The sequence below is a fragment of the Marinomonas spartinae genome (genome assembly GCF_016461715.1).
GTDB lineage: Bacteria > Pseudomonadota > Gammaproteobacteria > Pseudomonadales > Marinomonadaceae > Marinomonas > Marinomonas spartinae_A.
The window spans coordinates 1-26528 of the sequence record NZ_JAEMUI010000009.1; the positions used below are offsets into that span (position 1 = coordinate 1).

The 26528-nt window shown below is 43.9% G+C and carries 19 protein-coding genes and 1 tRNA gene; 7 read left to right on the top strand and 13 right to left on the bottom strand.

All coding sequences use genetic code 11. From position 1 onward, the window contains the following. Window positions 1-54: 54 nt before the first annotated feature. A tRNA-Glu gene (locus JHD45_RS09960) sits at window positions 55-130 on the bottom strand. A gap of 139 nt (window positions 131-269) precedes the next feature. On the opposite strand from JHD45_RS09960, the gene JHD45_RS09965 reads away from it, so the two are divergent. The 4 genes from JHD45_RS09965 (at window position 270) to JHD45_RS09980 (ending at window position 4193) form a co-directional block, all read left to right on the top strand. Further along, the gene (locus JHD45_RS09965; RefSeq protein WP_199476370.1) at window positions 270-842 is read left to right on the top strand and encodes a YajG family lipoprotein; all 573 of its coding nucleotides are present in this window, start codon (window positions 270-272) and stop codon (window positions 840-842) included. A gap of 185 nt (window positions 843-1027) precedes the next feature. After that, window positions 1028-2245: a pyridoxal phosphate-dependent aminotransferase gene (locus tag JHD45_RS09970; protein ID WP_325097283.1), complete on the top strand. Its 1218-nt coding sequence runs from the start codon at window positions 1028-1030 to the stop codon at window positions 2243-2245. 67 nt (window positions 2246-2312) lie between these two features. Next, the gene (htpX, locus tag JHD45_RS09975; protein WP_199476371.1) at window positions 2313-3191 is read left to right on the top strand and encodes a protease HtpX; all 879 of its coding nucleotides are present in this window, start codon (window positions 2313-2315) and stop codon (window positions 3189-3191) included. A 162-nt stretch (window positions 3192-3353) separates the two neighbouring features. Next, on the top strand, window positions 3354-4193 hold the full coding sequence (locus JHD45_RS09980; RefSeq protein WP_199476372.1) for an MOSC domain-containing protein: 840 nt from the start codon (window positions 3354-3356) through the stop codon (window positions 4191-4193). 89 nt (window positions 4194-4282) lie between these two features. Here JHD45_RS09980 and JHD45_RS09985 read toward each other — a convergent pair whose 3' ends face one another. After that, on the bottom strand, window positions 4283-5869 hold the full coding sequence (locus tag JHD45_RS09985) for an ABC-F family ATPase (RefSeq protein WP_067017976.1): 1587 nt from the start codon (window positions 5867-5869) through the stop codon (window positions 4283-4285). Between the two features lie 330 nt (window positions 5870-6199). On the opposite strand from JHD45_RS09985, the gene JHD45_RS09990 reads away from it, so the two are divergent. Beyond that, a complete protein-coding gene (locus JHD45_RS09990; RefSeq protein WP_199476373.1) occupies window positions 6200-6691 on the top strand; it encodes a Crp/Fnr family transcriptional regulator in 492 nt (163 codons plus the stop codon). 62 nt (window positions 6692-6753) lie between these two features. Here the strand turns inward: JHD45_RS09990 and JHD45_RS09995 are convergent, their stop codons facing one another. The 10 genes from JHD45_RS09995 to JHD45_RS10040 all read right to left on the bottom strand — a co-directional run bounded on the left by JHD45_RS09995 (window position 6754) and on the right by JHD45_RS10040 (window position 20666). Continuing rightward, the gene (locus tag JHD45_RS09995) at window positions 6754-7107 is read right to left on the bottom strand and encodes a RidA family protein (RefSeq protein WP_199476374.1); all 354 of its coding nucleotides are present in this window, start codon (window positions 7105-7107) and stop codon (window positions 6754-6756) included. A gap of 98 nt (window positions 7108-7205) precedes the next feature. Beyond that, a complete protein-coding gene (gene cobO, locus JHD45_RS10000; RefSeq protein ID WP_199476375.1) occupies window positions 7206-7814 on the bottom strand; it encodes a cob(I)yrinic acid a,c-diamide adenosyltransferase in 609 nt (202 codons plus the stop codon). Between the two features lie 110 nt (window positions 7815-7924). Then, on the bottom strand, window positions 7925-11659 hold the full coding sequence (metH, locus tag JHD45_RS10005; protein ID WP_199476376.1) for a methionine synthase: 3735 nt from the start codon (window positions 11657-11659) through the stop codon (window positions 7925-7927). Between the two features lie 293 nt (window positions 11660-11952). After that, a complete protein-coding gene (locus JHD45_RS10010; protein WP_199476377.1) occupies window positions 11953-13662 on the bottom strand; it encodes a hypothetical protein in 1710 nt (569 codons plus the stop codon). Window positions 13663-13854: 192 nt separating this feature from the next. Then, window positions 13855-16488, bottom strand: coding sequence for an aminopeptidase N (gene pepN / locus JHD45_RS10015; protein ID WP_199476378.1), 2634 nt, complete (start codon window positions 16486-16488; stop codon window positions 13855-13857). Between the two features lie 10 nt (window positions 16489-16498). Further along, complete coding sequence (locus tag JHD45_RS10020) at window positions 16499-17323, bottom strand: DUF2797 domain-containing protein (protein WP_199476379.1); 825 nt, start codon at window positions 17321-17323, stop codon at window positions 16499-16501. Continuing rightward, entirely contained in the window at window positions 17323-17604 is a 282-nt protein-coding gene (locus tag JHD45_RS10025) for a YeaC family protein (RefSeq protein WP_199476380.1), read from the bottom strand. The genes JHD45_RS10020 and JHD45_RS10025 overlap by 1 nt, the downstream gene beginning before the upstream one ends. A 115-nt stretch (window positions 17605-17719) precedes the next feature. Then, the gene (locus tag JHD45_RS10030) at window positions 17720-18601 is read right to left on the bottom strand and encodes a rhomboid family intramembrane serine protease (protein WP_199476381.1); all 882 of its coding nucleotides are present in this window, start codon (window positions 18599-18601) and stop codon (window positions 17720-17722) included. Between the two features lie 51 nt (window positions 18602-18652). Next, entirely contained in the window at window positions 18653-19534 is an 882-nt protein-coding gene (locus JHD45_RS10035) for an NAD(+) kinase (RefSeq protein WP_199476382.1), read from the bottom strand. A 136-nt stretch (window positions 19535-19670) separates the two neighbouring features. Next, window positions 19671-20666: a 1-aminocyclopropane-1-carboxylate deaminase/D-cysteine desulfhydrase gene (locus JHD45_RS10040; protein WP_233407748.1), complete on the bottom strand. Its 996-nt coding sequence runs from the start codon at window positions 20664-20666 to the stop codon at window positions 19671-19673. Window positions 20667-20796: 130 nt separating this feature from the next. Between JHD45_RS10040 and JHD45_RS10045 the strand changes: the two genes are divergently transcribed. Both JHD45_RS10045 and JHD45_RS10050 read left to right on the top strand, forming a co-directional pair. Next, on the top strand, window positions 20797-23877 hold the full coding sequence (locus JHD45_RS10045; protein ID WP_199476383.1) for an FAD-binding and (Fe-S)-binding domain-containing protein: 3081 nt from the start codon (window positions 20797-20799) through the stop codon (window positions 23875-23877). Between the two features lie 86 nt (window positions 23878-23963). After that, window positions 23964-24710: a spermidine synthase gene (locus JHD45_RS10050; RefSeq protein WP_199476384.1), complete on the top strand. Its 747-nt coding sequence runs from the start codon at window positions 23964-23966 to the stop codon at window positions 24708-24710. 105 nt (window positions 24711-24815) lie between these two features. On the opposite strand, the gene pgm is transcribed toward JHD45_RS10050, so the two are convergent. Continuing rightward, the gene (pgm, locus tag JHD45_RS10055; RefSeq protein ID WP_199476385.1) at window positions 24816-26462 is read right to left on the bottom strand and encodes a phosphoglucomutase (alpha-D-glucose-1,6-bisphosphate-dependent); all 1647 of its coding nucleotides are present in this window, start codon (window positions 26460-26462) and stop codon (window positions 24816-24818) included. Between the last annotated feature and the right edge of the window lie 66 nt (window positions 26463-26528).

Here is a 26528-nt window from a genome sequence, read left to right on the forward strand (position 1 = left end):
AAATACTTTTCATACAGCACCAAAGAGAAGTAAACTACCATCAATATAATTAGATGGCGTCCCGTAGGGGGTTCGAACCCCTGTTACCGCCGTGAAAGGGCGGTGTCCTAGGCCTCTAGACGAACGGGACATTGATTCACGTCTTGCTGTGTGAGCGGGTGCGTATATTACTGTTACTATTTGGAAAATCAACATTTTTTTTAATAATCTGCTAAGTTAGTAGATTAAACACTTGTTTTACAACAATTTTGTATAAAAATGGAGCAACTATGCTTAATAAACGTCTTATTTTGACTTTTACATTGTCAGCCGCTTTACTCGCTGGCTGTTCAACTACGCACTACATACAAATAGATCCCACTGCAGCTATCCAAAGCGAAAAACTCACTAATAATCGAGTGATTCAAGTCAGTACAACGACAAATATAGGCAACCAAATAGGATCAATCAAAACTGGCTTAAATGAACATGCGGATATATTTACTACTAACGATGTAAAACAAAGTGTTAACCAAAGTATTGTGAATGGTCTTCGCAAGTTAGGCTTTACTTTAGACCAAGGTGTTTTGCCACCGGCGAAAGTCGACGTTGTGATTACAAAAATGAGTTACACCACTAAAGTGGACAATTTAAAAACGATTGCGACGTTAAACTTTGCATTGAATGTGACGGTAACAGCAGGAGATGAAACGTATAAAGCGACATTCGCATCACAAAAAACCGAAGAATACGGCACTCTGCCCTATCAATCTGCTGTGCAAAAAGATATGAATGGGCTAGCGAGTAAAACTGTTACTCGACTACTAGAAGATCAAAGTATCATCAAGCTCCTTCAACAGTAACACCACCCAAGTATTTAAAAAGTTGGGGAGCGCTGTCTGGCCTCCCCCTCTTTATTATCCCCTCAGGTTAACTTTATGGAACCTTTAGCTCTCATCTTGAATGCCTCATGCTAAAAGGTCGTGTTACTATTTGACGACAGAATTTACTACGGACTTTAAGGTTGCCAGCTTAACGAGGAATTAACGTGCACATTCGAAAGTCAAACAAATTATCAAATATCTGCTATGAAATTCGTGGTCCTGTTTTAAAAGAGGCCATGCGCATGGAAGAAGAAGGACAGCGTATTTTGAAGCTTAACATAGGCAACCCTGCCCCATTTGGCTTCGAAGCACCAGATGAAATTCTCGTCGATGTCATTCGAAATCTTCCAACCGCTCAAGGTTATTGTGAGTCCAAGGGATTATACTCTGCACGCAAAGCGGTCATGCAAAAATACCAGGCACTCGGGGTCAAATCCTCAGATGTTAATTATATTTGGATGGGCAACGGTGTTAGTGAACTGATTGTGATGGCGATGCAAGCCTTGCTGAACGATGGCGACGAAATTTTGATCCCGGCACCAGACTATCCATTGTGGACGGCGGCAGCAACGTTATCTGGCGGGTACGTCAGACACTACCATTGTGACGAAGGTGCAGGTTGGCAACCGGATTTACAAGATATTCGCTCCAAAATATCCAATAAAACCAAAGCCATTGTGATTATTAATCCAAATAATCCAACAGGTGCTGTTTATGAGAAAGGTATTCTGGAAGGTATCATCGACATTGCGGCTGAGCATGATCTGCTCATTTTCTCTGATGAAATCTACGATAAGATCTTGTATGACGGTGCTACCCATATTCCAACCAGTACCTTAACTGAAGGGAGAGCACCTTGCATAACTTTTGGTGGCCTATCAAAAGTGTATCGAACAGCCGGTTTTCGCTCGGGCTGGATGATCGTCACTGGCGACAGGTCGGGGATTAAAGATTACATCGAAGGGTTGGATATTTTGAGCTCAATGCGCTTATGCGCCAACGTGCCTGCACAGCACGCGGTGCAGACTGCTCTTGGAGGTTACCAAAGCATTAATGAGTTAATCGAGCCAGGTGGTCGCTTATACGAGCAGCGTCGTGTCGCTTGGGAGGCTTTAGATGCTATTCCTGGCGTACACTGCCATAAACCACAAGGGGCGCTCTATTTATTCCCGAGACTCGACCCTAAAATGTATCAAATAAAAGACGATATGGATTTCATTTTGCGTTTTTTACAGGAAGAGAAGGTGCTGATCGTACAAGGGACTGGATTCAACTGGCCAACACCGGATCATGTACGTTTTGTCTTCCTGCCACATATAGAACAACTCACCCCTGCCATGGAGCGATTTGCCGCCTTTTTAGATCGATTAAGAAAGCGTTAACTCTCTGCTTGAATTTCCACCAAACGGCCCTATCATGCTCCTTAACAATCTTTTAAGGAGCATGGTTATGCGTATCATTCTGTTCTTACTCACGAACTTGGCCGTCATGTTGGTGGCTGGTGTGATTCTCAGCTTGCTGGGCGTTAATAACTATATGACCAGTAACGGGTTGAACTTCACTTCGTTACTCATTTTCTGTGGTGTTTTTGGTTTTACGGGGAGTATCATTTCGCTACTGATGTCCAAGTTCATGGCCAAGCGTGGCACTGGCGCGGTGGTGATTGCACAACCAAGCAACCATAAAGAAGCTTGGTTGTTGGATACGGTTGCTCAATTATCAAAAGAAGCGGGCATCAAAATGCCAGAAGTGGCTATTTTTCCGTCCCACGATGCAAACGCATTCGCTACTGGCTGGAACAAAAACGATGCTTTGGTTGCTGTTTCAAGCGGTATGCTTGAACGTTTTCCACCAGATGAAATCAAAGCAGTGTTAGGCCACGAGATCGGTCATGTTGCGAACGGCGACATGGTAACCCTGACTCTGGTTCAAGGTGTGGTTAACACCTTCGTCATGTTCTTTGCTCGTATCGCCGCTTATGCTGTGGATCAGTTTTTGCGCAAAAATGACGACGAAGGCTCCGTTGGTTGGGGGTACTACATCGCTACATTTGTTTTCGAAATTTTATTCGGCATTCTCGCCTCAATGATTGTTATGTGGTTCTCTCGTTACCGTGAATTCAGAGCCGATGAGGCGGGTGCTCGTCTAGGCGGTAAAGGCGCTATGATTGCTGCTCTGGCACGTTTGCAAAGTGAGCACGAAGAGAGTCACATGCCTGATGGTATGGTTGCTTTCGGAATTAATCGCGGCAAAATGCCAACATTGGGTGAGTTGTTCTCAAGCCACCCACCTATCAACGATCGAATTAAAGCACTGCAGGCTTTATAATCAGATACACAGTTTGATACAACGAAAAAACGCCCGATTCGTCGGGCGTTTTTTCGTTTTCACCTCACGATAGACAAGTGAACAAACGCCCTTAAAGGGCTTGTGTGACGTTACCTTATCGGCATAATAAGAAATTACCCGTTGTAAAAGGAAGAACCTATTGTGCCCTATTCTCTGTCTTCGATTTCTATCTACCCCATTAAATCCATCCACGGCGTGGAATTAGCACAAAGCCAAGTAGAGTGGTTTGGGTTAACTGGGGATCGTCGCTATATGCTCATCAATTCAAATGGCGAATTTATCACTGGCCGAGAGTTTCCCCAGTTGGTCTTGATCAAAGCTGAGCGGCTTACTAATAAAACATGGGAACTGTCTCATCCTGATACTGCTATTAAGCTGGTATTAGACCCTGCGACCCTTAGCTCTACCTATCAAGATGTTGTGATTTGGGAAAAATCACTAAAAGCACAACATTGCTCGGAGCTGGCCAATGCTTGGTTTAGCCAAGTATTAAACAGTGATGTTCGCTTGGTTTATTTTGGTGAGCAATCTGAACGGTTCACCAAAAGAAGGCCCGAAAGTCCTGTGGGCTTTGCCGATGGTTACCCATTTCACCTAACCTCACAAACCTCTCTAGAGGAGTTGAATCGTACATGCCAAGAAAACATACAGATGGCACAATTTCGTCCCAATCTTGTTGTGACGGGCTCTCAGCCCTTTGAGGAAGAGACATGGAAACGCCTGCGGATAGGTGACGTCGAATTTGAGAATGTAAAACCCTGCGCTCGCTGTATTTTTACCACTGTACACCCAGAAACGGCACTACGCAGTAAAAAAGGCGAACCAATGAAAACATTAGGCAAGTTTCGCTTGCAGCCTGAGGAAAAAGCCATCAATTTTGGCATCAATCTCATTGCCCTCAATACAGGGGAGATTCACGTGGGCGACAAAATGGAGGTTTTAGAGTATCAAGAAGCCTTTACTTATCAAGACAAACGCTAATGTCATTTTAGCAGAGATAAAAAGGGAGCCTCTCAATACAGGCTCCCTTTTTATTGTGAATCACTAACGTGTTCATTCAATACAAGACATTAAGCGTCCTGTTTGGCTAAATATTCGTCGTAAGTACCGTGGAAATCGACAATACCATCACTGGTCACTTCAACAATGCGAGTCGCCAAAGAGGAGACAAATTCGCGGTCGTGACTGACAAAAATCAATGTCCCTGGGTAGTTTTCCAGCGCTAGGTTTAAAGACTCAATCGACTCCATATCCATATGGTTGGTCGGCTCATCCATTACTAGCACATTTGGTTTTTGTAACATCAGTTTGCCAAACAGCATTCGACCTTGCTCTCCACCAGAAAGTACTTTTACCGACTTTTTGATGTCATTTTGTGAGAACAACAGGCGACCCAGCGTGCCACGAATCACTTGCTCGTCATCACCCTCTTTAGCCCACTGCCCCATCCATTCAATCAAATCGACGTCTTTGGTGAATTCATGGGCATGATCCTGAGCGTAATAGCCTATATTAGCATTCTCAGACCATTTCACTTCCCCTTTGGTCAGCTCTGTATCACCGACCAAACATTTAAGTAACGTCGTTTTACCAATTCCGTTCGGGCCGATAACGGCGATACGCTCACCGACTTCCACCATCATATTCAGGCCGCTGAATAGCTGCTCATCGTAAGACTTGGCCACATTCTCCACCTGAACGGCCATACGATGTAATTTTTTCTCTTGTTCAAAACGAATAAAAGGACTTTGACGACTTGATGGTTTGACTTCTTCAAGTTGGATTTTGTCTATCTGTTTCGCGCGTGAGGTGGCTTGTTTCGATTTCGAAGCGTTAGCAGAGAAACGACTCACGAACGATTTCAGCTCGTTGATTTGTGCCTTTTTCTTCGCATTATCGGATAATAGACGCTCGCGAGCTTGTGTTGCGGCGGTCATGTATTCATCATAGTTTCCTGAAAACAAACGCAATTCGCCGTAATCCAAATCCGCCATATTGGTACAAACCGAGTTAAGGAAGTGACGGTCATGGGAAATGATTATCATGGTGCAGTTGCGCTCAACCAAGACGCCTTCCAGCCAGCGAATGGTGTTGATGTCCAAGTTGTTGGTAGGCTCATCAAGCAACAGAATATCGGGATCAGAGAACAGCGCCTGCGCGAGCAATACACGCAGCTTCAAGCCTGGTGCGACTTCACTCATCAAGCCATAATGTTGTTCACTAGGGATCCCCACCCCCAATAACAATTCTCCGGCACGCGCATCGGCAGTGTAGCCGTCCATTTCAGCGAATTCCGCTTCCAAATCCCCCGCACGAAGCCCATCCTCTTCGGTCATTTCGGGATTGGCGTAAATCGCATCTTTTTCAGACTTAACGGCCCACAGCTCTGTGTGCCCCATAATCACAGTATCGATAACAGAATATTCTTCGTAAGCGAATTGATCCTGTTTTAATTTACCAAGGCGCTCATTTGGGTCTTTAGACACGTTACCAGAACTTGGCTCTAAGTCGCCGCCAAGGATTTTCATAAAGGTGGATTTACCGCACCCATTTGCACCGATTAGACCGTAGCGCTTGCCTTCAGCAAACTTAACAGACACATTTTCGAATAAAGGCTTGGCACCAAATTGCATGGTGATATTGGCAGTTGTTAACAAGGTATTTTTCCGCTTTTAAAAGTAAATTGAGCGCACCTAAGTTGGTGGCTTGCATTAATGGTCAGCATTATCGCACAGATCTACCTTGCTCTTTAAGGTACTAGATAAAATTACTGATAAAAAATCAAAAACGCTTAAAAACTAACAAAAAATACGCGAGATCAATGGAACAATTGCTTACAATCTTACTCCAATTATTACGACTCAACACAGAAACAGGCTGTCATTAAATGATAGAAGACGCTAAAACTTATAGAAACAGGGATACAAAGCTAACAAACAAAGGATTACTATCGACAGAGAAGAGACATTGATTGACGGGAGACCATAATGAAAACCGTCCTTAAGCAAGACACAAACTATAATCTAGAGCCATCTAAGCTCAAAGAAGGCTCGGTTTTTGGTGCCCTATCGGAACGCTCTATTACGTATTTACTTAACAATGGCGTGCTTATAGAACTGGACGCTGGTGAGCAGCTGTTTGACTATGGAGATAAAGGTGACCGTTTTTACATTGTCTTGGAAGGTCGTTTAGATTTCTACAAAACCCACAATAACCAAACCTCTCATACCAGAACCATCAACTTTGGTGAAGCCGTCGGTTTCGTCTCAATGATTGCTTTGCACGATAAAGTAGGTAAAGCCATTGCCAAAGAGAACAGCATTGTATTAGAGATTACCAGCCAATTGTTTAGTGACTTTCATGATGATCACGCGTTTGACTTTGGTATTTTATTAATGAATTTATCTCGGGATATGGCAAGGTCACTACGGGTGCTCGGTAATGCATTGGTAGAAAATCACATAAGCATCAATACCTAAATGAGGCCTGTTTTATCTTGGGCTTGTCTACCAAAACATTACCGGCGTAATTTACGCCGCGCTTAATATTTCTCTGCTGCTATAACTGAGATCTCAACTAATAACTCTGGACGAGCTAAACGAGCCTCAACACAGGCTCGTGCTGGCGTGTGCCCTTGTACAACCCAAGCATCCCAAACATCGTTCATTGCGGCAAAATCTTTCATGTCGCGAAGATAAATAGTGGCCGATAAAAGATGTTCTTTACTAGAGCCCGCTTGTTCTAATAAGGCTTCCACTTTATCTAACATGGTTTGAGTTTGCTCAGTAATATCTGCATGTGCATCCGCCGCCACCTGTCCACAAAGGTAAATGGTACCATTGTGCTTCACAATACGACTCATGCGTGGCGTGATTTCTTGGCGCTCAATTTTCATAACCCACCTCAATATAAATAAAGCAGAATATTAACAACATTTGAAAAGAATATTCACCTGTAAATCTGCAAAAAAATGGCGTTTTTGACTGCAAAGAACTAAAATTCCAACCCTTTCTGAGCTTTTATGCCACGTTTAAAAGCATGTTTCACTTCCTTAATCTCACTGACGGTATCCGCTAATGCGATTAAAGCGTCACTCGCTCCTCTTCCTGTCACCACAAGGTGCTGACGCTCTGGTCGATTCATTAGCGCTTCCAGAACGTGATCTTCAAAAAGATATTCATAATGAAGTAGATATGTCAGTTCATCGAGCACTACTAAATCGAGGCTTGCATCCGCCAGCATATCCGCTGCTTTTTGCCAGGCCTCTTCTGAAGAAGCGATGTCTGCCTCACGATTTTGCGTTTCCCATGTAAAGCCAGAGGACATAATTTCCCATCTAATGCCGTCTTGCTTTTTAAAAAAATCAATTTCTCCTGTGTTCCACTCACCTTTTAGAAATTGCACTACCCCTACTTTCATACCATGACCCAACGCACGAGCGACCATTCCTAATGCTGAACTGGATTTTCCTTTCCCATTACCAGTTAAGAGTACAAAGGTTCCCTTATCTTCTTGGGCCTTGGCGATACGTTTGTCTACATGCTTTTTGATGTTTTGCATGCGTTTTTGATGTTTTTCTGGGTCTTGAATCGCTTTTGACACAATGGCCTTCCTAGTTGATGTAAATAAACAATGAGAGAGTTAAGAGAGAGTGCCTTATCAATAGGACAGATATTGATAAGGCAAATAATGAGAGTTAACAACCCGTCATACTACACTCTATCATCCTCTGGATCATAGCCAAGATTTGGCGCTAACCAGCGCTCCGTATCTTCTTTACTCATGCCCTTACGCTTGGCGTAATCATCCACTTGGTCAGGACCTATTTTGCCAATACCAAAATACGTTGAGGCTGGATGGGCGAAGTACCAGCCACTGACCGCTGCTGTTGGCAACATAGCAAAGCTTTCTGTAATTTCCATATCAATATTATCTTTGACATTCAATAGTGACCACAGTTTGGCTTTCTCTGTATGATCAGGGCAAGCAGGATACCCTGGCGCAGGGCGGATCCCTTGATACTTTTCTTTAATTAATTGCGCATTAGTCAAACTTTCATCTGGTGCATAGCCCCAGATCTCCTTACGCACTTTTTCATGTAAGAACTCTGCTGTGGCCTCGGCTAAACGGTCCGCAACAGCTTTGATCATAATAGAATTATAATCATCGTGATCAGCCTCGTATTTCGCGACGATGGGCTCAATACCAAAACCCGCAGCGCACGCAAAAGCACCGATATAATCAGGAATCTTCGACGCTTTAGGGGCAACAAAGTCGGCCAAGCTATGGTTATATTTTCCCGGTGCCGTCAGTTCATTTTGTATACGCAAGAAAGATAAACGTTCTATAACTTCACTGCGAGACTCGTCTGCATAAATCTCGATGTCGTCATCGTCTACCTGGTTGGCTGGAAATAAACCCACTATGGCACGCGCCTGTAAACTGGCATTCGCGATCACGTTATCCAACATGGCAAGCGCATCGTTATAAACACGCGTCGCTTCTGCACCAACCACTTCGTCCGTTAGAATGCGTGGATAAGCGCCAGCCAATTCCCACGTTTGGAAAAAGGGTGTCCAATCGATGTAATGTCGCACTTCAGCCAAATCGATATCATTTTCAGTCAGCACTGTAAGGCCGATTTTATTGGGCGTCACTATGCCGCTGGAAAAATCGACGGGGGTTTTATTTAGACGCGCTTTGTCCAGTGAGACTCGACGACCTGCTTTGGCTCGGTCTTTATAGCGCAGGCGTGTTTTTTCATAATCGACTTTGATCTCATCGATAAAGGCTTGTCGGCGGTTTTTATCCTTGCTCAGTAAAGCGCTGGCAACCCCCACGCTGCGCGAGGCATTGGTAACATGAACCACTTGATTTTGTTTATAGTTTTGCTCAATTTTAACCGCAGTATGGGCTTTGGAAGTGGTTGCTCCGCCGATCATTACTGGCAGGTTGAAGCCTTGTCGCTCCATTTCTTTTGCCACATGCACCATTTCATCCAATGAAGGGGTAATCAAGCCGGATAAGCCAATCATATCGGCTCCTTCCTCTTTGGCGGTACGCAATATTTTTTCGGCAGGAACCATGACCCCAAGGTCAATGACTTCAAAATTATTGCATTGCAAAACAACGCCAACAATATTTTTACCAATGTCATGAACATCGCCTTTTACGGTGGCCATGACAATTTTGCCATTACTGGACGATGCGGTGTCCATGTTCAGGCGTTTCTCTTCTTCAATAAAAGGCATTAAGTAAGCAACGGCTTTTTTCATGACTCGAGCCGATTTGACCACCTGAGGTAAGAACATTTTACCTGAACCGAATAAATCCCCCACAATGCCCATTCCATCCATAAGAGGTCCTTCAATGACCTCCAAAGGACGGGCATACGCTTGACGCGCTTCTTCGGTGTCATCATCAATGAATTCAGTAATCCCTTTAACCAAGGCATGGCTTAAACGTTCTGTTACGGGTAAGTTGCGCCACTCTTGTGTTTCTTTTTCTGCGACCTCGCCAGTACCTGCAAACTCGCCAGCAATGGCTAGCAAGTTATCGGTCGCATCCGGCGTACGATTTAATACGGCATCTTCTACTGCATCACGCAATTTAATTGGAATGTCTTCATACAAAGCTAATTGACCAGCGTTGACGATTCCCATAGTCATACCCTGCTTAATCGCATGATATAAAAACACAGCATGGATGGCTTCGCGAACAGGATTGTTGCCTCGGAATGAAAACGACACGTTAGACACCCCACCAGACACCTTGGCATAGGGCAGCTCACGGGTAATGTCTCCCGTTGCTTCAATAAAATCTAACGCGTAACGGTTGTGCTCTTCAATACCGGTCGCTATGGCAAAAATATTGGGGTCAAAAATAATGTCTTCTGGCGGAAAGCCGACTTCATCAACTAGGATTTTGTAAGAGCGTCGACAAATCTCGATTTTACGCTCTCGAGTGTCGGCCTGGCCAACTTCGTCGAATGCCATGACGATAACCGCTGCACCGTATTTCATGAGCTTTTTCGCTTGTTCACGAAAATTGTCTTCCCCTTCTTTCATACTGATGGAGTTAACAACCCCTTTGCCTTGAATCCATTTCAGGCCCGCTTCGAGAATGTCCCATTTAGATGAGTCCAGCATGATAGGCACGCGCGAGATATCGGGCTCAGAAGCGATCAATTTAAGAAAACGTTCCATGGCAGCCTTGGAATCCAGCATACCTTCATCCATGTTGATATCGATAATCTGTGCACCGTTTTCCACCTGCTGACGAGCGACGTCCAATGCGGTATCGAAATCCCCCTCTTTAATCAAGCGTTTAAACATCGCTGAGCCCGTAACATTGGTCCGCTCGCCAACGTTCACAAATAAAGTGTTTCCATCAATATTGAACGGTTCAAGCCCAGATAAACGACAGGCTTTTTCGATAGTGGGAATCTCACGGGGCGCAGATTGGGCGAAGGCTTTAGCAAAGGTTTCAATGTGATTTGGTGTCGTCCCACAGCAGCCACCAATGATATTAATAAAACTGGAATCGACCCACCCTTGAATCTCTTCAAGCATTTCTTCCGGCGTTTCATCGTATTCGCCAAACGCGTTAGGCAGGCCAGCATTAGGATGTGCCGATACATGTGTATCAGCAATGCGCGATAACTCTTCCACATATTGGCGCAAATCTTTTGGCCCCAACGCACAATTTAACCCCACAGAAAGTGGTTTAGCATGCGCAATAGAGTTCCAAAAAGCTTCAGTGGTTTGACCAGATAAGGTTCGGCCAGACGCATCCGTAATGGTACCTGAGATCATAATTGGGTAACGAACGCCTGTTTTTTCGAAATAATCTAATACAGCATAAATGGCGGCTTTGGCATTTAAGGTGTCGAAAATCGTCTCAATTAGAATGAGATCCACACCGCCTTTAATAAGGCCATCAACAGCGACCGTATAAGCCTCGACTAGCTCATCAAAGTGTATGTTACGGAATCCTGGGTCGTTAACATCTGGCGAAATCGTACAAGTTCGACTGGTCGGCCCTACGGCACCAGCGACAAAGCGAGGCTTCTTAGGGTTTTGCTGAGTGAATTCATCAGCGGCCTCGCGCGCCAATCGAGCCGATTCATAGTTCAGCTCATAACTAAGCGCCTCCATATGGTAATCCAACATGGAAATGGAGTTAGCATTGAAGGTGTTTGTTTCAATGATGTCAGCCCCCGCCGCTAAATAGGCTGAGTAGATATCTTTGATGATTTTTGGTTGTGTTAATGACAGTAAATCATTATTTCCTTTTAGCTCGCTCTCCCAGTCTTCAAAACGTTCACCACGGTAGTCTTGCTCTTCAAGCTTGTACGACTGAATCATGGTTCCCATTGCGCCATCAAGAATCAGTACGTTTTGCGCTAAACGCGCTTCAATAATGGAATACGATTTGGACTTTACCACTGTCACTACCTCAAAATGAATATGCGAGCTTACTATACCTAAAACTTAGCCGCTAAGTGTTGAATATTAATAATGTAGAATTGAATGATCTGACTCATCAAAGACACAATGCAAGAAGAGTAAAGTGAACTAATTCCATTGAAAACCCACAGACAAAAAAGCCCTGCTTCTTCTTGGAAAGCAAGGGCTTAGAATGGCTGGCCGCGACACCTATGTCATCTGTTTCTTATCACTAGTTCGTGGTATGGTAGGCCGCTTTATCAACCAGAGAGCGCGTTTGAAAAAATAGCAAATTATGCCTCTTTCTTTCTCCTACTCATATAGCCTGCCCCAAAGCCACCAGCTAACCCAAGTAATATTGCACCAGCCCAGAAGCCATATTTATCCAGTAAGTTATCGTTCTTCAGCGCCATTGTTTCACTACCATCGTACACTTGTCTTAAGATAACTTGATTGTGGTAGTTCATTTCTTGTGACACAAATAAGTTCAATTTAGCATTGGGGCGTTCGTTTAGGCCGTTTAATCGCCAACGCCATTGCAATTGACCATTTTGGAGCGATGCTTCAACTTTAGGGCTGCTGATCATTTGGATGGCACTATCCGTTACCAACTGAGCAACGTAACTTTGCCCTGCTACAGGATTAGCGACGCGGGCGGTGACAACAATCTCGAAGTTATTATGTAAAGAGGCTTCTTTAGGAAGCTGCCAAGTCACACTTTCTAGACTAACGGCTAGCTGATTTTTAAGAGAGGCTACTTCCGCTTGAAACGGAATCAAGTCATTCACTTGAGCCGCCAATTTAGTTCGCTCTGCAGCATCTTTGGCTGATTGTTCTTTTAAGGAGGCCAACTCTTTCTCTAAATTGGCTTTATCTTGTTCTATGCCAGTCAATTGATCCGATAACGATTCGGCTTGAGCCTGGCTTGCTAATAACGCTTTATTGCTGTCTTTTAGCGCCTTGTTCGCATCAACATTCATTCGTTCGAGTTGAGCTAATTGCGACTCTAAAGCCTCTATGTGACGAGCATCAACCGTGTGTTGTGCAAGTTGCTTTTTAAGTGTCTGTACATTCTTTTTATAATCGTCAATCAAACTTGCCTGTGCGTTTAACTTTGCTTCAAGAGTCGCTATCTGGCCCCGAATCTGACTGCTTTCTTGGTTGGTTGCCGTGTCGTCAGAAGACGTTGATTGATTTCTATATTGATCAGTTAATTTAGTCTGTAGGTGCTTTATCATGCCTTCTTGCACATGAATTTTATCCCATAAAGACTCTTGTTGTGCTCTGGCATCGGATATTTGACCTCCCAGCTTTAAATTCTCTGCTTTTAGTGAGTCTAATGCTTTCTGGTCGGATAAATTATCAAGGGTTAATTTGTTATAGCGCTGTTGTAAGCTTTTTTGCTTGCTTTCTAGTGAACGGTATTTTTTTTGCAAGGCGGAATAAGCAGAGTTTAGCGTTTGATAGCTTTTGTTTAGTTTTACAAAATCCAACGTAGCATTTGTGTTGTCTTGATTTTGTGACGCTTTGTTTACAGAAAGGCGGCTTGTAAGTTGTTTTTTAAGAGAGGCATTTTCTGTTTTCAGCTGGGCAATTTTTTTATTAAGTTGGTCATTATCAACCCTAAGCTTAGCGTATCGAGATTCTAAATCACTGCGTAATCGCTTTTCCTTTTCTAGAGCAACCAAGGACTCAGAATTTGATGATGATTTTCCAAGAGCATCTATTAAGGCGTCTTTTTCATCCAGCTGATGTTGCAATTCAGTCAATTTGCTTTGGTTCTTCGCTAATGTCTGCTGCAGCGCTTCAATACGCTGGTTTTTTGCTTGCAATGTTTCTTGAAGGGAGGCCTTCTGGTTAGTGTTTGTCGGATTTTGCTGTGCGGATGCAACGGCTCCAGTTGTGCTGGATTGACCTTGCGATGACGTATTACTCGTCGTGCTACAAGCCGTGGTCATGAGTCCTAATGCAATAGGTATAAACAAAGTAGTGCGACTTATCATTATATGCCCCTAAACAAACCCAAGCTCATCAATTAGTTAATCTGTTATGCCAGAATCCAGAGTGAAATGCAAAAAAAACGTAAATTTTTCACTCTTTTCAATAGCTTCTTTGATTGTAGATGCTGAAATAAAAAATACCCAAGACAAAACGTCTTGGGTATTTTTTTAACTATTGCATTTTATAAAAATAGCTTATGCCAAAGATTTTGAAACCACTTCATAAACATCTTTAGAAAGATCTTCTGCAAGAATACGTTCTAACTGTTGTTTCATCTGATCACTTAACTCTGGCTTGAGTTTTTTCCAGCGTGTTAGTGGTGTACATAACCGAGAAGCCAATTGTGGATTCCGCTTATTCAAAACAATAATTTGATCGGCTAGGAATCGGTAACCAGAGCCATCTTTATGATGGAATCCTGAGATATTTTGACCAAACCCACCCAATACAGAGCGAACTTTATTAGGATTCTTCAAATCAAATGATGGATGTTCCATTAAAGTCTTCACAACACCTAATGCATCATGGCTTTCTTGTGAGGCGCTTAACATCAACCATTTATTGACGACGAGAGGTTCGTTTTTCCATTGTTCGTAGAAAGCCGATAACATTTCTGCTGCACTCGAATGACCCGTATTCACCGCAATAGATAAGGCGGCAAACTGATCTGTCATGTTATTTGCCTGCTTAAATTGTTCAGTTACCGCCGTTTGTGCTTGCAGATCAGTTGATTCAGCCCAGTATGACAGCGCTGTATTTTTCAATGAGCGGTGAGCAATGTCTTGCGCGCTGGCTTGATATTCACCATTGACGAGATGTTTCTTATAGACTTCAGCAAGTTGAGCGGACAGAGCATTGGCAATGGTCACTTTCAAGAAATGACGAGCCGTTTTAATTGACTGAGGGTCAATGACTTCGGCCAGTTCAGACAAATAGGCTTGGCTTGGCAATTCAAGAATCAAAGCCACCATCGCAGGATCAAGTGTTTCGTCTTCTAGTAGTGCTTTAAAGCCCGCCACTAAATTCGAGTCGATAGAGAAAGCTTCACCATGTTCAGCTTGCTTAATCAGTTGGCTCAACTCATTTACCGCCAATTGTTGTGCCGCACTCCAACGGTTAAAGCCATCACTGTCACAGGATAACAATAGAAGCAGCTGTTCAGTGGTGTAATCGTAGCGCAACTTTACTGGTGCTGAGAATGAACGTAACAGCGATGGCACAGGCTTACAGTGCACATCAGTAAATTCAAATGTTTGCTCGTTGTCTTTCAGATGAAGCACGACATCATTTGAGAGCTCATCTTGAAAACCAACCGTTAATGCTTCGCCCTGTTGGCTTAGTAAGCCAACACGAATTGGAATATGCAGAGGAAGTTTTGTTGGCTGGGCCGGTGTTGGCGGCGTTTGCTGCTTAATGGTCAAACGGTAGGTGTTGGCTTGCTCATCGTATTCATCTGTTACGGTTACAACGGGCGTGCCAGCTTGCGAGTACCAACGTTTAAACAAGGTTAAATCCACACCAGAAGCATCTTGCATGGCGGCAACGAAATCATCACATGTTACTGCTTGACCATCGTGGCGCTCAAAGTATAAATCAGAACCTTTACGGAATGCTTCTGCCCCTAACAAGGTGCGGATCATGCGAACGATTTCAGCGCCCTTTTCATACACTGTTAAGGTATAGAAGTTTGAGATTTCAATATAGGAAGCAGGCCGAACGGGATGAGCCATTGGCCCTGCGTCTTCTGCAAACTGTGCCGTTTTCAGAAAAGACACATCTTCCACACGCTTTACTGTTTCAGAATGCATGTCCGCAGAAAAAGTTTGATCACGGAAAACGGTGAAGCCTTCTTTTAGGCTCAATTGGAACCAGTCGCGGCAGGTAACACGATTACCAGACCAGTTATGGAAATATTCATGAGCGACAATGGCTTCCACACGAAGGAAGGTATCATCCGTGGTCGTTTCTGGACTTGCCAGTAAACAAGATGAATTGAAAATATTCAGTCCTTTATTTTCCATTGCTCCCATATTGAAATCATCTACGGCGACAATCATGAAAATATCCAGATCGTACTCGCGGCCATAGGTTTCTTCGTCCCAACGCATAGCGCGCTTAAGGGCTTCCATCGCATAATCCACTTTGTCTATATTATGAGACTCAGTGAAAATCTGCAGTTTCACATCACGCTTACTCATGGTTGTGAACACATCATTCTTAACGGCAAGATCACCCGCTACCAAAGCAAAAAGGTAGGCAGGTTTGGGGAAAGGGTCGTGCCATACGACAACCGTTTTCCCTTCGTCCGTTTTGCTACGCTGAATTTCATTACCGTTAGATAACATCACTGGGTAACGTGACTCATCGGCAATGATAGTGGTTGTAAAAACCGACATAACGTCGGGGCGATCTAGATAATAAGTGATATGACGGAAGCCTTCGGCTTCGCATTGGGTGCAAAACATGGAGGAAGAGCGGTACAAGCCTTCCAAACGCGTGTTGTTTTGCGGCTCAATCAATGTTTCGCAGGTAAGAACAAACGTATCAGCTGTTGCTGTAATAATCAGTTTGTCATCCACCAAACGGTATTCTTCACTAGGGAGTGCATAGCCATCCATTGCAACACCAATTAACTTGACATCTTCCCCCCCATCTAAAACCAGTGGTTGGGTTGATTTGCCACAGGCAGGGTTACGACGCATATGCAAATGCGATGTGACTACCGTGCTAGTCTCATCAAGATCAAACGTCAATTCGGTTTTATCGATAAGAAAAGGAGGAACCTTATAGTCTTTCAATAATATTGCTGAGGGTTGACTCTCTTTCATGTACTCTCTCCTAAAATGAGAATGATGCTTGGTAACCAGTGTATTTGCGAATATTAATGACGCCTGTATCGAGCATCCAATATTGACCTTTAATGCCCATTAACACCCCTTCTATGTCAGGGGTTTTATCGCCATTAAGACTGGTTACCTTCGTTGGGTAGTCTAAAACGGGGTAAGTAAATTGATGCGTTTCGTTTTCATCAGACAAATCGGTAATTGATTGCAAACCGAATTCATTCTGTAATGCATCCAACCCTTCGTATAACAACCCGATTAAACGTTCTTGCTCATATTCTAAATCCAGCTCGGCGGCGTTTCCCTTTAACATATTACGCCAATTGGTTTTATCCGCCACTTGGCTTTTGAATAAGGTTTCCACTAATCCCGACATACGACGATTGTTGACACGAAACAAGGCTCTTGCTTGGGTCGCCCCTTGGTCAATCCAGCGGGTGGGTAATTGATCACCACGGGTAATGCCTACTTTTAAGCCTGATGAGTTGGCAAGATATACATAATGATCTTGCATACAGTATTTTTCACCCCACTCGGGTTCTCGACAAGTGCCTAGATGGAAATGACATTTCTCGGGACTCATAATGCAGGCATCACAAGCGGCCAATTTTTTAAAGCAAGGAAAGCAAAAGCCTTGGTTGAAGGACTTTTTGGTTTGTCGGCCGCAATGCACACAATGAATGTCGCCGGAAAGATTCAATGAGATTTTTTGCCCTAATAGGTCATTTAAAGCAACACTTTCATTCCCTAGAGTCAAAGAATACTGAACTTGGCCAGAGGGAGCCGACACCGACATTTTTTTCAAATTGCCCAATAACATTAAACCTTATCCTTAGGGTCGTTGTTCACCCATTTAACGGTTTCATGCTCATTAGTGCTGGTTTTGCTGTCACAACCTGTATGTACGTTGCGATCAATGTACCCTACTCGGCTTTCTTCTGGCTTATTGCTATAGTCGTAGGTAATGACGGCCTGCAAGCAAAGCTCTTTTTGCTCTTCTGTTAAGCGCACACCATTTGGCCACTTACCCAATTCGACAGCTTGCTTCAAGCGAGCATAGACCTCTGGGGACATGTTATCGATCATTTCTTTAAAGTTCATCACACACTCTCATTGCCGCTATGACACACGGCCTTTATAAATAACGGGCCAAGCCAATCCGCTTGTCGGATAGGCTTGTCGGATAGGCTTGGCATTTTAAATCTGGCGACTAGGTTTACAATTGTCGTAATGGCCGATGTTTGGTTGCCACCCAGTAAACAAGGCTTAATGCTAATCCAGCAAATAAACCAATCGTATGGGCTGTATTGGCAATGCTTCCTAATCCCAGAGACTCAGGAATTTGCGTATAACCGATTCCCAGCCATACCATAAAAAAGATCATCAAGGGTTTACTGACAATAACTGGCCAGTCTTTGCGTAGTATCGGCAACAGCCAAGCAAAGCCGATTAACCCGTAAACGACTCCTGATAACCCACCAAATAGAGGATTAGAATCAATTTCAAACTGCAATATATTGCTGAATATCGCAATAACAATAACGCCTACTATCCAAGCAAGTGAACCAATCATTCGTTCTAAACGACGCCCCACATCCCAAACCCATAAAGCGTTAAAAACGATGTGCATGACACTAAAATGAATCAATGCCGGAGTCAGTAAACGCCAGTATTCCCCTTGAGCCAGCACATCTGATAATGAATAGAAACGAATCTGACCGCCAAGAACGGTAAAAGGCGAAATGGTAAAATAACGCACCATTGAAAGATCCGACCCTAGCTGAGTCACAAATGCAACAATGACCGCCGCTAACAACACACCGGCTGTGGCTGGTGCGGCTTTTATTTGTTCAACAATACTGGATGAAGACTGAGGAATGGGTTGACTAGGATCGATTTCGACTTTATTGAGCATCTGGGGATCATCAAGCCAAATCTTCACTAACTGTGCCGCAGGTTCTTGATGGGATGGATGATTCACCCAAAGTTCACGATGCCCATCATTCACAATGATCCTATGAGACATTTTTAATCGCCACAACGTTTGGCTTAATAAAGATGGGTCTTCATTCGCTGAAAATTGATAAACTAGATACATGGTCTGAGTGACACCTCTTATCCTATTGTTAGATACAACGTTAGACAATCGCTAGGATTTATAACTGGACTGCCAACCTAACTTGTCACGACATACATCGTAAAAATCATGGGTTTTAGGGTGTATTAAGCGAATGCCACCTGCTTTTTTAGTGATATGAATTTCATCCCCAGGTGCCGTTGTTATATTCAATTGGCCATCACAGCTAACACTTGGGTAGGTGAGATTTGTCTCACAGACCACGATGCGAATGCGCGCATTCGCATCAATAACAATCGGGCGATTACTCAATGTATGTGGGTGCATAGGCACTAATACTAGGGCATCTAATTTAGGTAGCATAATAGGGCCACCTGCTGACAGAGCATAAGCAGTAGAACCTGTTGGAGTGGCAACAATCAGACCATCTGACTTTTGGTTCATGACGAACTGGTCATCAATGAATAAATCAAAGCGGATCATCCGCGCCGATTTGCCTGGATGAAGCACCAAATCGTTTAATGCGATACCTTCACCACTCGGTCTATTTTGACGCTTTATCTTCGCTTCGATCATAAAGCGTTTTTCTTCGTAGTATTCACCACGAAAAATAGGCTCTAACTCTTCTTTCAATGCATAAGGCGAAATATCCGTTAAAAACCCTAGCGTGCCACGGTTAATACCAATAACAGGAATGTCATAATTACAAATGGCTCTAGCCGCACCGAGAAAACTTCCATCTCCTCCTACGACCATGACCAAGTCACATTCATTCCCCAACTCCTTTAACGGAGAAGAAGCCACCTTAAGGCCAGGCATCATGGCCGCTAATCCTGTTTCAAGTACAGGTTGTGAGCCCTTCTCGGCAAGGTACTCCATCAAACTTTTAACTGTCTCTAGGATTTGTGACTTATCTAATCGAGCAATTATGCCAACACGTCTAAAAAGACTCATTTAGTATTCTCTTTCTCATCTACTGGTGTCATTCGTCTGATCTAGCAGGGGATTGTTATGCTCTTTTTATTGCCTGCGTGCCGCGCCACTTTAACATGAAGCAGGCTATGACCGCTATCTGGTGATCTATCTTGTTTTAGGCATAACCACGCCAACCTTGCAACCCGCCGGTATGAATTAGCAATGTTCGTCGATAGGGCCAGTCTCCTTTATGCCATTGCTTCATAACATAAAAAAGGGTCTTGCAAGTATATATTGGATCTAACGGCAGGTCTGGATTCACCGCGTTGCATTCGTCAATAAATTCCAGCAGAGACCCACTGTGTTTGGCAAACCCACCTTCATGAGCCTCGGAGTGAAAAAATAAGCGTTTGTCCAAGGCCAGTTCAGTCTGTGTGCTATTCATTGTCTTTAATGACAAGGCTAGCGCTAAGATATCAGCTCGTTGATGCTCAGCTCCTTTTAAGGCACTGATAACGTGTAGATCAACCGGTTGTGGATGTGATAATAACCCTGCTGCGGTCGTCCCCGTTCCGGCAGATACCACCCAAGCATCATATTGATTATCTAAGGCCTCAATATGTTTTGCCCAATCAAGACAGCCTTTGGCACCTAGCTCACCGCCACCACCTTCTGGAATCCAATAAACATCGCCGTATAATGCATTAATTTGCTTTACCACATCCGCATGCAAGCCACGCTTATAGTCTCGCCTTAACGCAGGCCACAGTTCAACACCATTCCAAACCACATCACGTAATGTTGGTGTTAACCGTGGATGGAGTTCTCCTCGTATCACGGCAAGTGCTTTAAATTCTAGGTGAGTATTAAGCGTCTGGGCGAATGCATGAAGATGATTTGAGTATGGGCCCCCTAATGAAGCTATGTACTTCGCTTGGCGTGCTTGAGCTTCTAACAGATGATATTTCAGTTTATGCCACTTATTACCCGGCGCATAAGGGTGTTCAAGATCACCACGATAGACAAAGAACTGGCCTTGCCTATGCAGATTTTCATAACGCTTAGGAATGATAAAGGGTTGAATAATGGACAAAAAAAAGCCTCGATGGTTAGTCGAGGCGAATTCTAGCACATATTGAAGGGAGCAAAATAAGGGAATATTCCACTGCATTCTCGTTATTTGACCTCAGCCCTTAAAATAAGTTCAACAGTAAGGCAAAGATAATAGAGAACAAATGTCCCTATGCATGGCATTTCTTTGTTAAAATTTTGGCAGTCATCATTAACGGAGTAAAAGATACATGATTCCATCTCTTTCTGAAGTCTCGCCCGTTCAGGCTAAATACCTCTCGTTTATTGAGCGCCTGAAGGCTTCAGGATTTTCAGGGGATACCAATCCTGATTATGCTAACCGGATTGTCTTGTCAACGGACAATTCCATTTACCAAATCTTGCCTCAAGGGGTTATTTACCCCAAATCCGCTGAAGATCTGCAATGTCTAGTTAAGCTGAGTAATGAGGACGCTTTTCACGATATTGTGCTCAGTCCTCGTGGTGGTGGCACTGGTACGAATGGTCAATCTCTCACGGATGGTTTGATTGTTGACTTGTCTAAATACATGAATCGTATTCTTGAGATCAATGTAGAAGAAGGTTGGGCGCGTGTCGAAGCGGGAGTGGTAAAAGATCAGCTCAACAAAGCTATTAAGCCTCATGGGTTATTTTTTGCGCCTGAATTATCGACCAGTAACCGGGCCACGATCGGTGGTATGATCAATACTGACGCGAGTGGACAAGGCTCAGTAATGTATGGCAAAACGCGAGATCATGTACTGTCACTCAAAACGGTTTTTTTAGATGGTACATTACATGAGTCGGCTGCCATCAATGATGATACATTAGAGAAAATTAAGTCTGGAAGCGATTACGTTGCCCATGCCCATCGGGTAATTGATTCGATTCAAAAAACGAAGCAGCAAGAGATCAGTGACACTTTCCCTGAATTAAATCGTTGTTTAACGGGTTACGACTTGGCCCACATCCGCACGGACGATGGAAAGTTTAATTTAAACTCAATTCTATGTGGTTCCGAAGGCACGTTAGGGTTTATTGTCGAAGCGAAAGTTAACTTGCTGCCGATCCCAACCTATGCGGCCTTAGTGAACATCCGCTACGATAGCTTCGAGGGCTCCCTTCGCCACGCTCGGGAATTATTAGCGGCCAAACCGGCCTCTATTGAAACAGTCGACTCAAAAGTGCTGGGCTTAGCGAAAGGCGACATTATTTGGGGTTCTGTCTCTGAGTTCTTTCCCGAAAATGAAGATGAAAACATTCAAGGAATCAATCTTGTTGAATACACGGGAAATGATGAGCAGGAAGTCGCTAAGCGCATCAAGGTGCTGACAGACAAGCTAGATGACGCGAATAAAGAAGGATCTGGAAGTAGCGCTCTAGGCTACACCGTTGCTATGGGGCATGAAAATGTCAATAAGCTTTGGGCAATGCGTAAAAAATCCGTTGGACTGTTAGGCAATGCCAAAGGAGAAAAACGTCCGATTCCATTTGTTGAAGACACCGCCGTGCCTCCGGAAAATCTCGCGGACTTTATCATGGAATTTCGTGCTGTCTTAGACAGTTACAAGGTTCAATATGGCATGTTTGGTCATGTTGATGCAGGTGTTTTACACGTTCGCCCTGCGTTGGACTTAAAAGATGAATCCCAAGAACCGATGATTCGCGAGATCACCGATAAAGTGGTCGCTTTAACACAAAAGTATCATGGTTTGCTCTGGGGGGAACATGGTAAAGGGGTTCGCTCTGAATATTCGCCCTCCTTCTTTGGTGAACTTTACCCCAGCATTCAACAAGTCAAAGGAGCCTTTGATCCCAGAAACCAGCTCAACCCAGGTAAAATAGCCACGCCATTTGAACTGGGTGCTGATCTTCTTAAAATTGATAACGTGCCGTTACGCGGTCAATTTGATCGACAAATTCCCTTGCACAATCGAGATCAGTTTAAAGAAGGTATGTACTGTAATGGCAATGGCGCCTGTTACAACTTTGACCCCAATGATGCCATGTGCCCTTCTTGGAAAGGTACACGCGATCGTCGTCATTCGCCAAAGGGGCGAGCTTCACTGATGCGTGAATGGCTGCGCAGTATGAGTGAACATGGCGTGGATACGCTAAAAGCGAGTCAAGACATAAAAAACAGCCACTTTATATGGCGGTTTATTCCTCGCTTAAAAAATACGCTGGCCAAGCGTCGTGGACAATATGACTTTTCTAACGAAGTGCATGAGTCGATGATGGGCTGCTTGGCATGTAAATCTTGCGTTGGGCAATGTCCTATTAAGGTTGATGTGCCAGAGTTTCGCGCCAAATTCTTAGAGCTCTATTACAGCCGCTACCTACGTCCTGCAAAGGATTATCTCATTGGCTCTCTCGAGTTTATGATGCCAACGCTCTCCCTGTTTCCGCAGCCATATAATTGGCTGGTTAAGAACCGTTGGATCAATCAACTGAGCAGTAAATACTTTGGCTTAACTGATAGTCCGGCGTTGAGCACGCTCAACCTAAAAAAAGAAATGTCGCGTCGAGGCATACGCTTGGCTACGCCTATGGCCATCGAATCACTCAGCCCTAAAGATAGAAAGCGTGCCGTTATCGTTGTCCAGGATGCCTTCACCAGCTATTTTGAGACGGAATTGGTGCTGGATACTATGGAAATGCTGACCCGCCTTGGTTTCCAAGCCTATCTTGCCCCTTACCTACCAAATGGTAAACCCCTGCATGTTCATGGTTTCATGAAAGCGTTTGAGAAGGCCGCCCGTAAAAATCTCGACATGTTGCAAAGCTTGTCGTTTTACGGCTTGCCTTTTGTTGGTATTGATCCTTCAATGACCCTTACTTATCGATCAGAATACAGCAAAACCTTTGGCGATAGCCGTCCAATCCCTACGGTTCAACTCATGCAGGAATGGTTGGCAGAGCAAGCCGAACATTTACAAAATCAGCCTCTTTGTGGAGATGGCAGCACTTACCATTTGATGACTCATTGCACGGAAAAAACCAATGCAGCAGGATCGATCAAGAATTGGCAAGAGGTATACAAACTGCTTGGCTTGACGCTAAAGGTTGAAAATGTAGGTTGCTGTGGTATGGCTGGAACCTACGGCCATGAAGCCAATAACGTAGACACTTCTAAAGTCATTTATGAACTGTCTTGGAAAGAAAAAATACATGACCCAACCCTTGCTGGTAAACTTGTTGCTACAGGGTATTCTTGCCGTAGTCAGGCAAAGCGTTTGGATGATGCAGCACTCCCCCATCCTGTCCAGATACTGCTGAAACATATTAAACAATCGGCGGTGACTTCGTAAGGCAGAGCGTCTCATAAGGATGTCTCTAACTTGTTCTTGCTAATCGAGCCAGTTGATATCTGGCTCGATTTATTTAAAGGAAAACCATGAATTATCTTAATTTGCTTCATGACAGTGCGGACGAGTTCGGTCCCATTCGTGTTTATGACGATGGGAAGTTTCGTATTTTATCTTTTGCTGATGGGGACGAGCAAAGTCGTATCAAATTAGCGACGCCCCATATATTGCAACATGAGTACACGCAGGCCATGACGCTAACCTTATTGTTTTGTCAACAGCCCAAACGAGTAGGCATATTAGGTTTGGGGGGCGGAACCTTGTTAAGTGCGTTTTACCACGCAATACCCAGCATACAAATTACCGCAGTAGAATTAAGAGAAGAAGTGATTGAATCGGCCAAAATGTACTTCAAGGTACCACAAGGCAAACGTATTCAAATCGAACACGCTGATGCCCAAGAGTACATTAAAAAAGGTTTTAATCGAAAGGTCGACATTCTAATGACAGACCTTTATAACACAGATGGCATGGAGCACGGTGTTCTAGAAAAAAGCTTTATTGAAAACTGTGCCAGACAGATCAAAGAAGACGGTTGGTTGGCTCTTAACTGTTGGTTAAGCCATAAAGATGACCCCCATTTAGTGTCGACATTAAAAGCCTCATTCTCGGATATTCGCGCATTAGACACAGGTAGTGGTAACTGGGTCGTGTTAGCAGGCAAAATTAAGAATGAGATGAACAGCAAAGAGCTAAAGGCCATCGCTCAGAAAGTAAGCCAACAGCTTGGTTTCCCACTCAATAAGTGGTTATCTCGGCTTTACACTATTGAATAACAATAACTTTTCGCTTACTTATGCATGACACCCTAAATAATACAAAAAGGACGCATGCGAGCGTCCTTTTTGTATCTCATGTAGAGAGAGCATTGTTTATGTACACTAAGCAGGCAGAACACTGTCAACTAAGGCTTTCGCTTCTGTTTCCAGTTCCGCTAAATGCTCTTCTGAGATAAAGCTTTCCAAATAAATTTTATAAACATTTTCTGTTCCTGATGGGCGAGCAGCAAACCAGCCATTTTGTGTCGACACCTTCAAACCACCAATGGCGGCATTATTCCCTGGTGCATGAGTTAATACACTCACAATATCTTCACCTGCAAGCGTTGTTTGCGTAACGTCTTTTTTATCTAGGGCACCAAGAATGTTTTTTTGCTCAGGAGTGGCGACCACATCAATGCGTTTATAATAGGGTTTACCATACTTAGCCACTTGCTCTTCGTATAAGGTTTGTGGATCTTTGCCTGTCACCGCTAAAATCTCAGCAGCCAGCAAGGCCATAATAAATCCATCCTTATCTGTCGTCCAAACTGATCCATCGTGACGCAGGAAAGAAGCGCCAGCACTCTCTTCTCCTCCAAACGCCATCGAGCCATCAAAGAGCCCCTCAACATACCACTTGAAGCCGACAGGAACTTCGCATAACTGGCGGCCTAAGCCTTCGACCACTCTGTCTATCATGCCACTGGATACGAGGGTTTTACCAAACTTAATGTCTTTCGACCAAGCCGGACGATGGGATGACAAATACTCAATTGCTACCGCTAAATAGGCATTGGGGTTCATCAAACCAAAACCTGAACAGACAATGCCATGGCGGTCATAATCAGGATCATTGCCCACGGCAATATCAAAATTATCTTTCAATTTCAGCAAGTTCTGCATGGAATACGGGGATGAACAATCCATGCGAATTCGACCATCTTTATCAAGTGGCATAAAACGAAATGTTGGGTCCACTTCATTGTTTACGACAGTGATGTCTAATCCATACTTCTGCGCTATAGGGCCCCAGAAATGAATGCCTGAACCACCCATTGGATCAACACCAATTTTAACGCCAGCCTTAGCAATCGCAGGCATATTAATTACGTTTTCAAGGTCATCAACATAATGTTGAATGTAATCAAACTCTTCGACCAGCCCTGAGGCCACTATTTCTTCATTCGAAAAAGATTTCACATCGAGCAGTTCACTTGCCAACAAAGCATTGGCCCGCTTAGCAATCCAATCGGTAATATCTTTGTCAGCCGGGCCCCCTTTTATAGAATTATATTTAAAACCACCGTCTTCTGGTGGGTTGTGTGATGGCGTAATGACAATACCATCACTTCTATCGGCCTGGGGGGCCTTGGCATTATGCGTTAATATGGCATGAGAAATAACCGGTGTGGGCGTAAAGCCACCGCCTGTTTGCACTCGTACCCGAATACTGTTTGCCGTTAAAACACTTAGTGCCGTTTGAAAAGCTGACTCAGATAACGCATGAGTGTCTTTCCCTAAATACAAAGGCCCTTGAATAGCCTGACTTTGTCGATAATCAGCGATGGCTTGGCTAATGGCTAAAATATGATTCTCATTAAAGCTAGACTGGAAAGCACTGCCACGATGTCCAGACGTACCAAAACTTACCTGTTGAGATGAAACCGAAGCGTTTGGTTTTTCCATAAAATATGCCGTCATTAGTTCTGGAATATTCACTAATGAGCCCTGTTCGGCCAACAGCCCAGCACGTGGATGAATTGCCATGTCTCAAATGCCTCTTAAGAAAATGATACGAATTAGTGTGTCTTATTATTATGACGGTTTCAACGG

Coding starts and splice junctions, on each gene's coding strand:
- JHD45_RS10035 (WP_199476382.1), bottom strand. CDS start 19,534: ATGAGTCTTTTTAGACGTGTTGGCATAATTGCTCGATTAGATAAGTCA.
- JHD45_RS10050 (WP_199476384.1), top strand. CDS start 23,964: ATGAATTATCTTAATTTGCTTCATGACAGTGCGGACGAGTTCGGTCCC.
- JHD45_RS10045 (WP_199476383.1), top strand. CDS start 20,797: ATGATTCCATCTCTTTCTGAAGTCTCGCCCGTTCAGGCTAAATACCTC.
- JHD45_RS10020 (WP_199476379.1), bottom strand. CDS start 17,323: ATGTTATTGGGCAATTTGAAAAAAATGTCGGTGTCGGCTCCCTCTGGC.
- JHD45_RS10025 (WP_199476380.1), bottom strand. CDS start 17,604: ATGAACTTTAAAGAAATGATCGATAACATGTCCCCAGAGGTCTATGCT.
- JHD45_RS09995 (WP_199476374.1), bottom strand. CDS start 7,107: ATGAAAATTGAGCGCCAAGAAATCACGCCACGCATGAGTCGTATTGTG.
- JHD45_RS09965 (WP_199476370.1), top strand. CDS start 270: ATGCTTAATAAACGTCTTATTTTGACTTTTACATTGTCAGCCGCTTTA.
- JHD45_RS10030 (WP_199476381.1), bottom strand. CDS start 18,601: ATGTATCTAGTTTATCAATTTTCAGCGAATGAAGACCCATCTTTATTA.
- htpX (WP_199476371.1), top strand. CDS start 2,313: ATGCGTATCATTCTGTTCTTACTCACGAACTTGGCCGTCATGTTGGTG.
- pepN (WP_199476378.1), bottom strand. CDS start 16,488: ATGAAAGAGAGTCAACCCTCAGCAATATTATTGAAAGACTATAAGGTT.
- JHD45_RS10010 (WP_199476377.1), bottom strand. CDS start 13,662: ATGATAAGTCGCACTACTTTGTTTATACCTATTGCATTAGGACTCATG.
- JHD45_RS09990 (WP_199476373.1), top strand. CDS start 6,200: ATGAAAACCGTCCTTAAGCAAGACACAAACTATAATCTAGAGCCATCT.
- pgm (WP_199476385.1), bottom strand. CDS start 26,462: ATGGCAATTCATCCACGTGCTGGGCTGTTGGCCGAACAGGGCTCATTA.
- JHD45_RS10040 (WP_233407748.1), bottom strand. CDS start 20,666: ATGCAGTGGAATATTCCCTTATTTTGCTCCCTTCAATATGTGCTAGAA.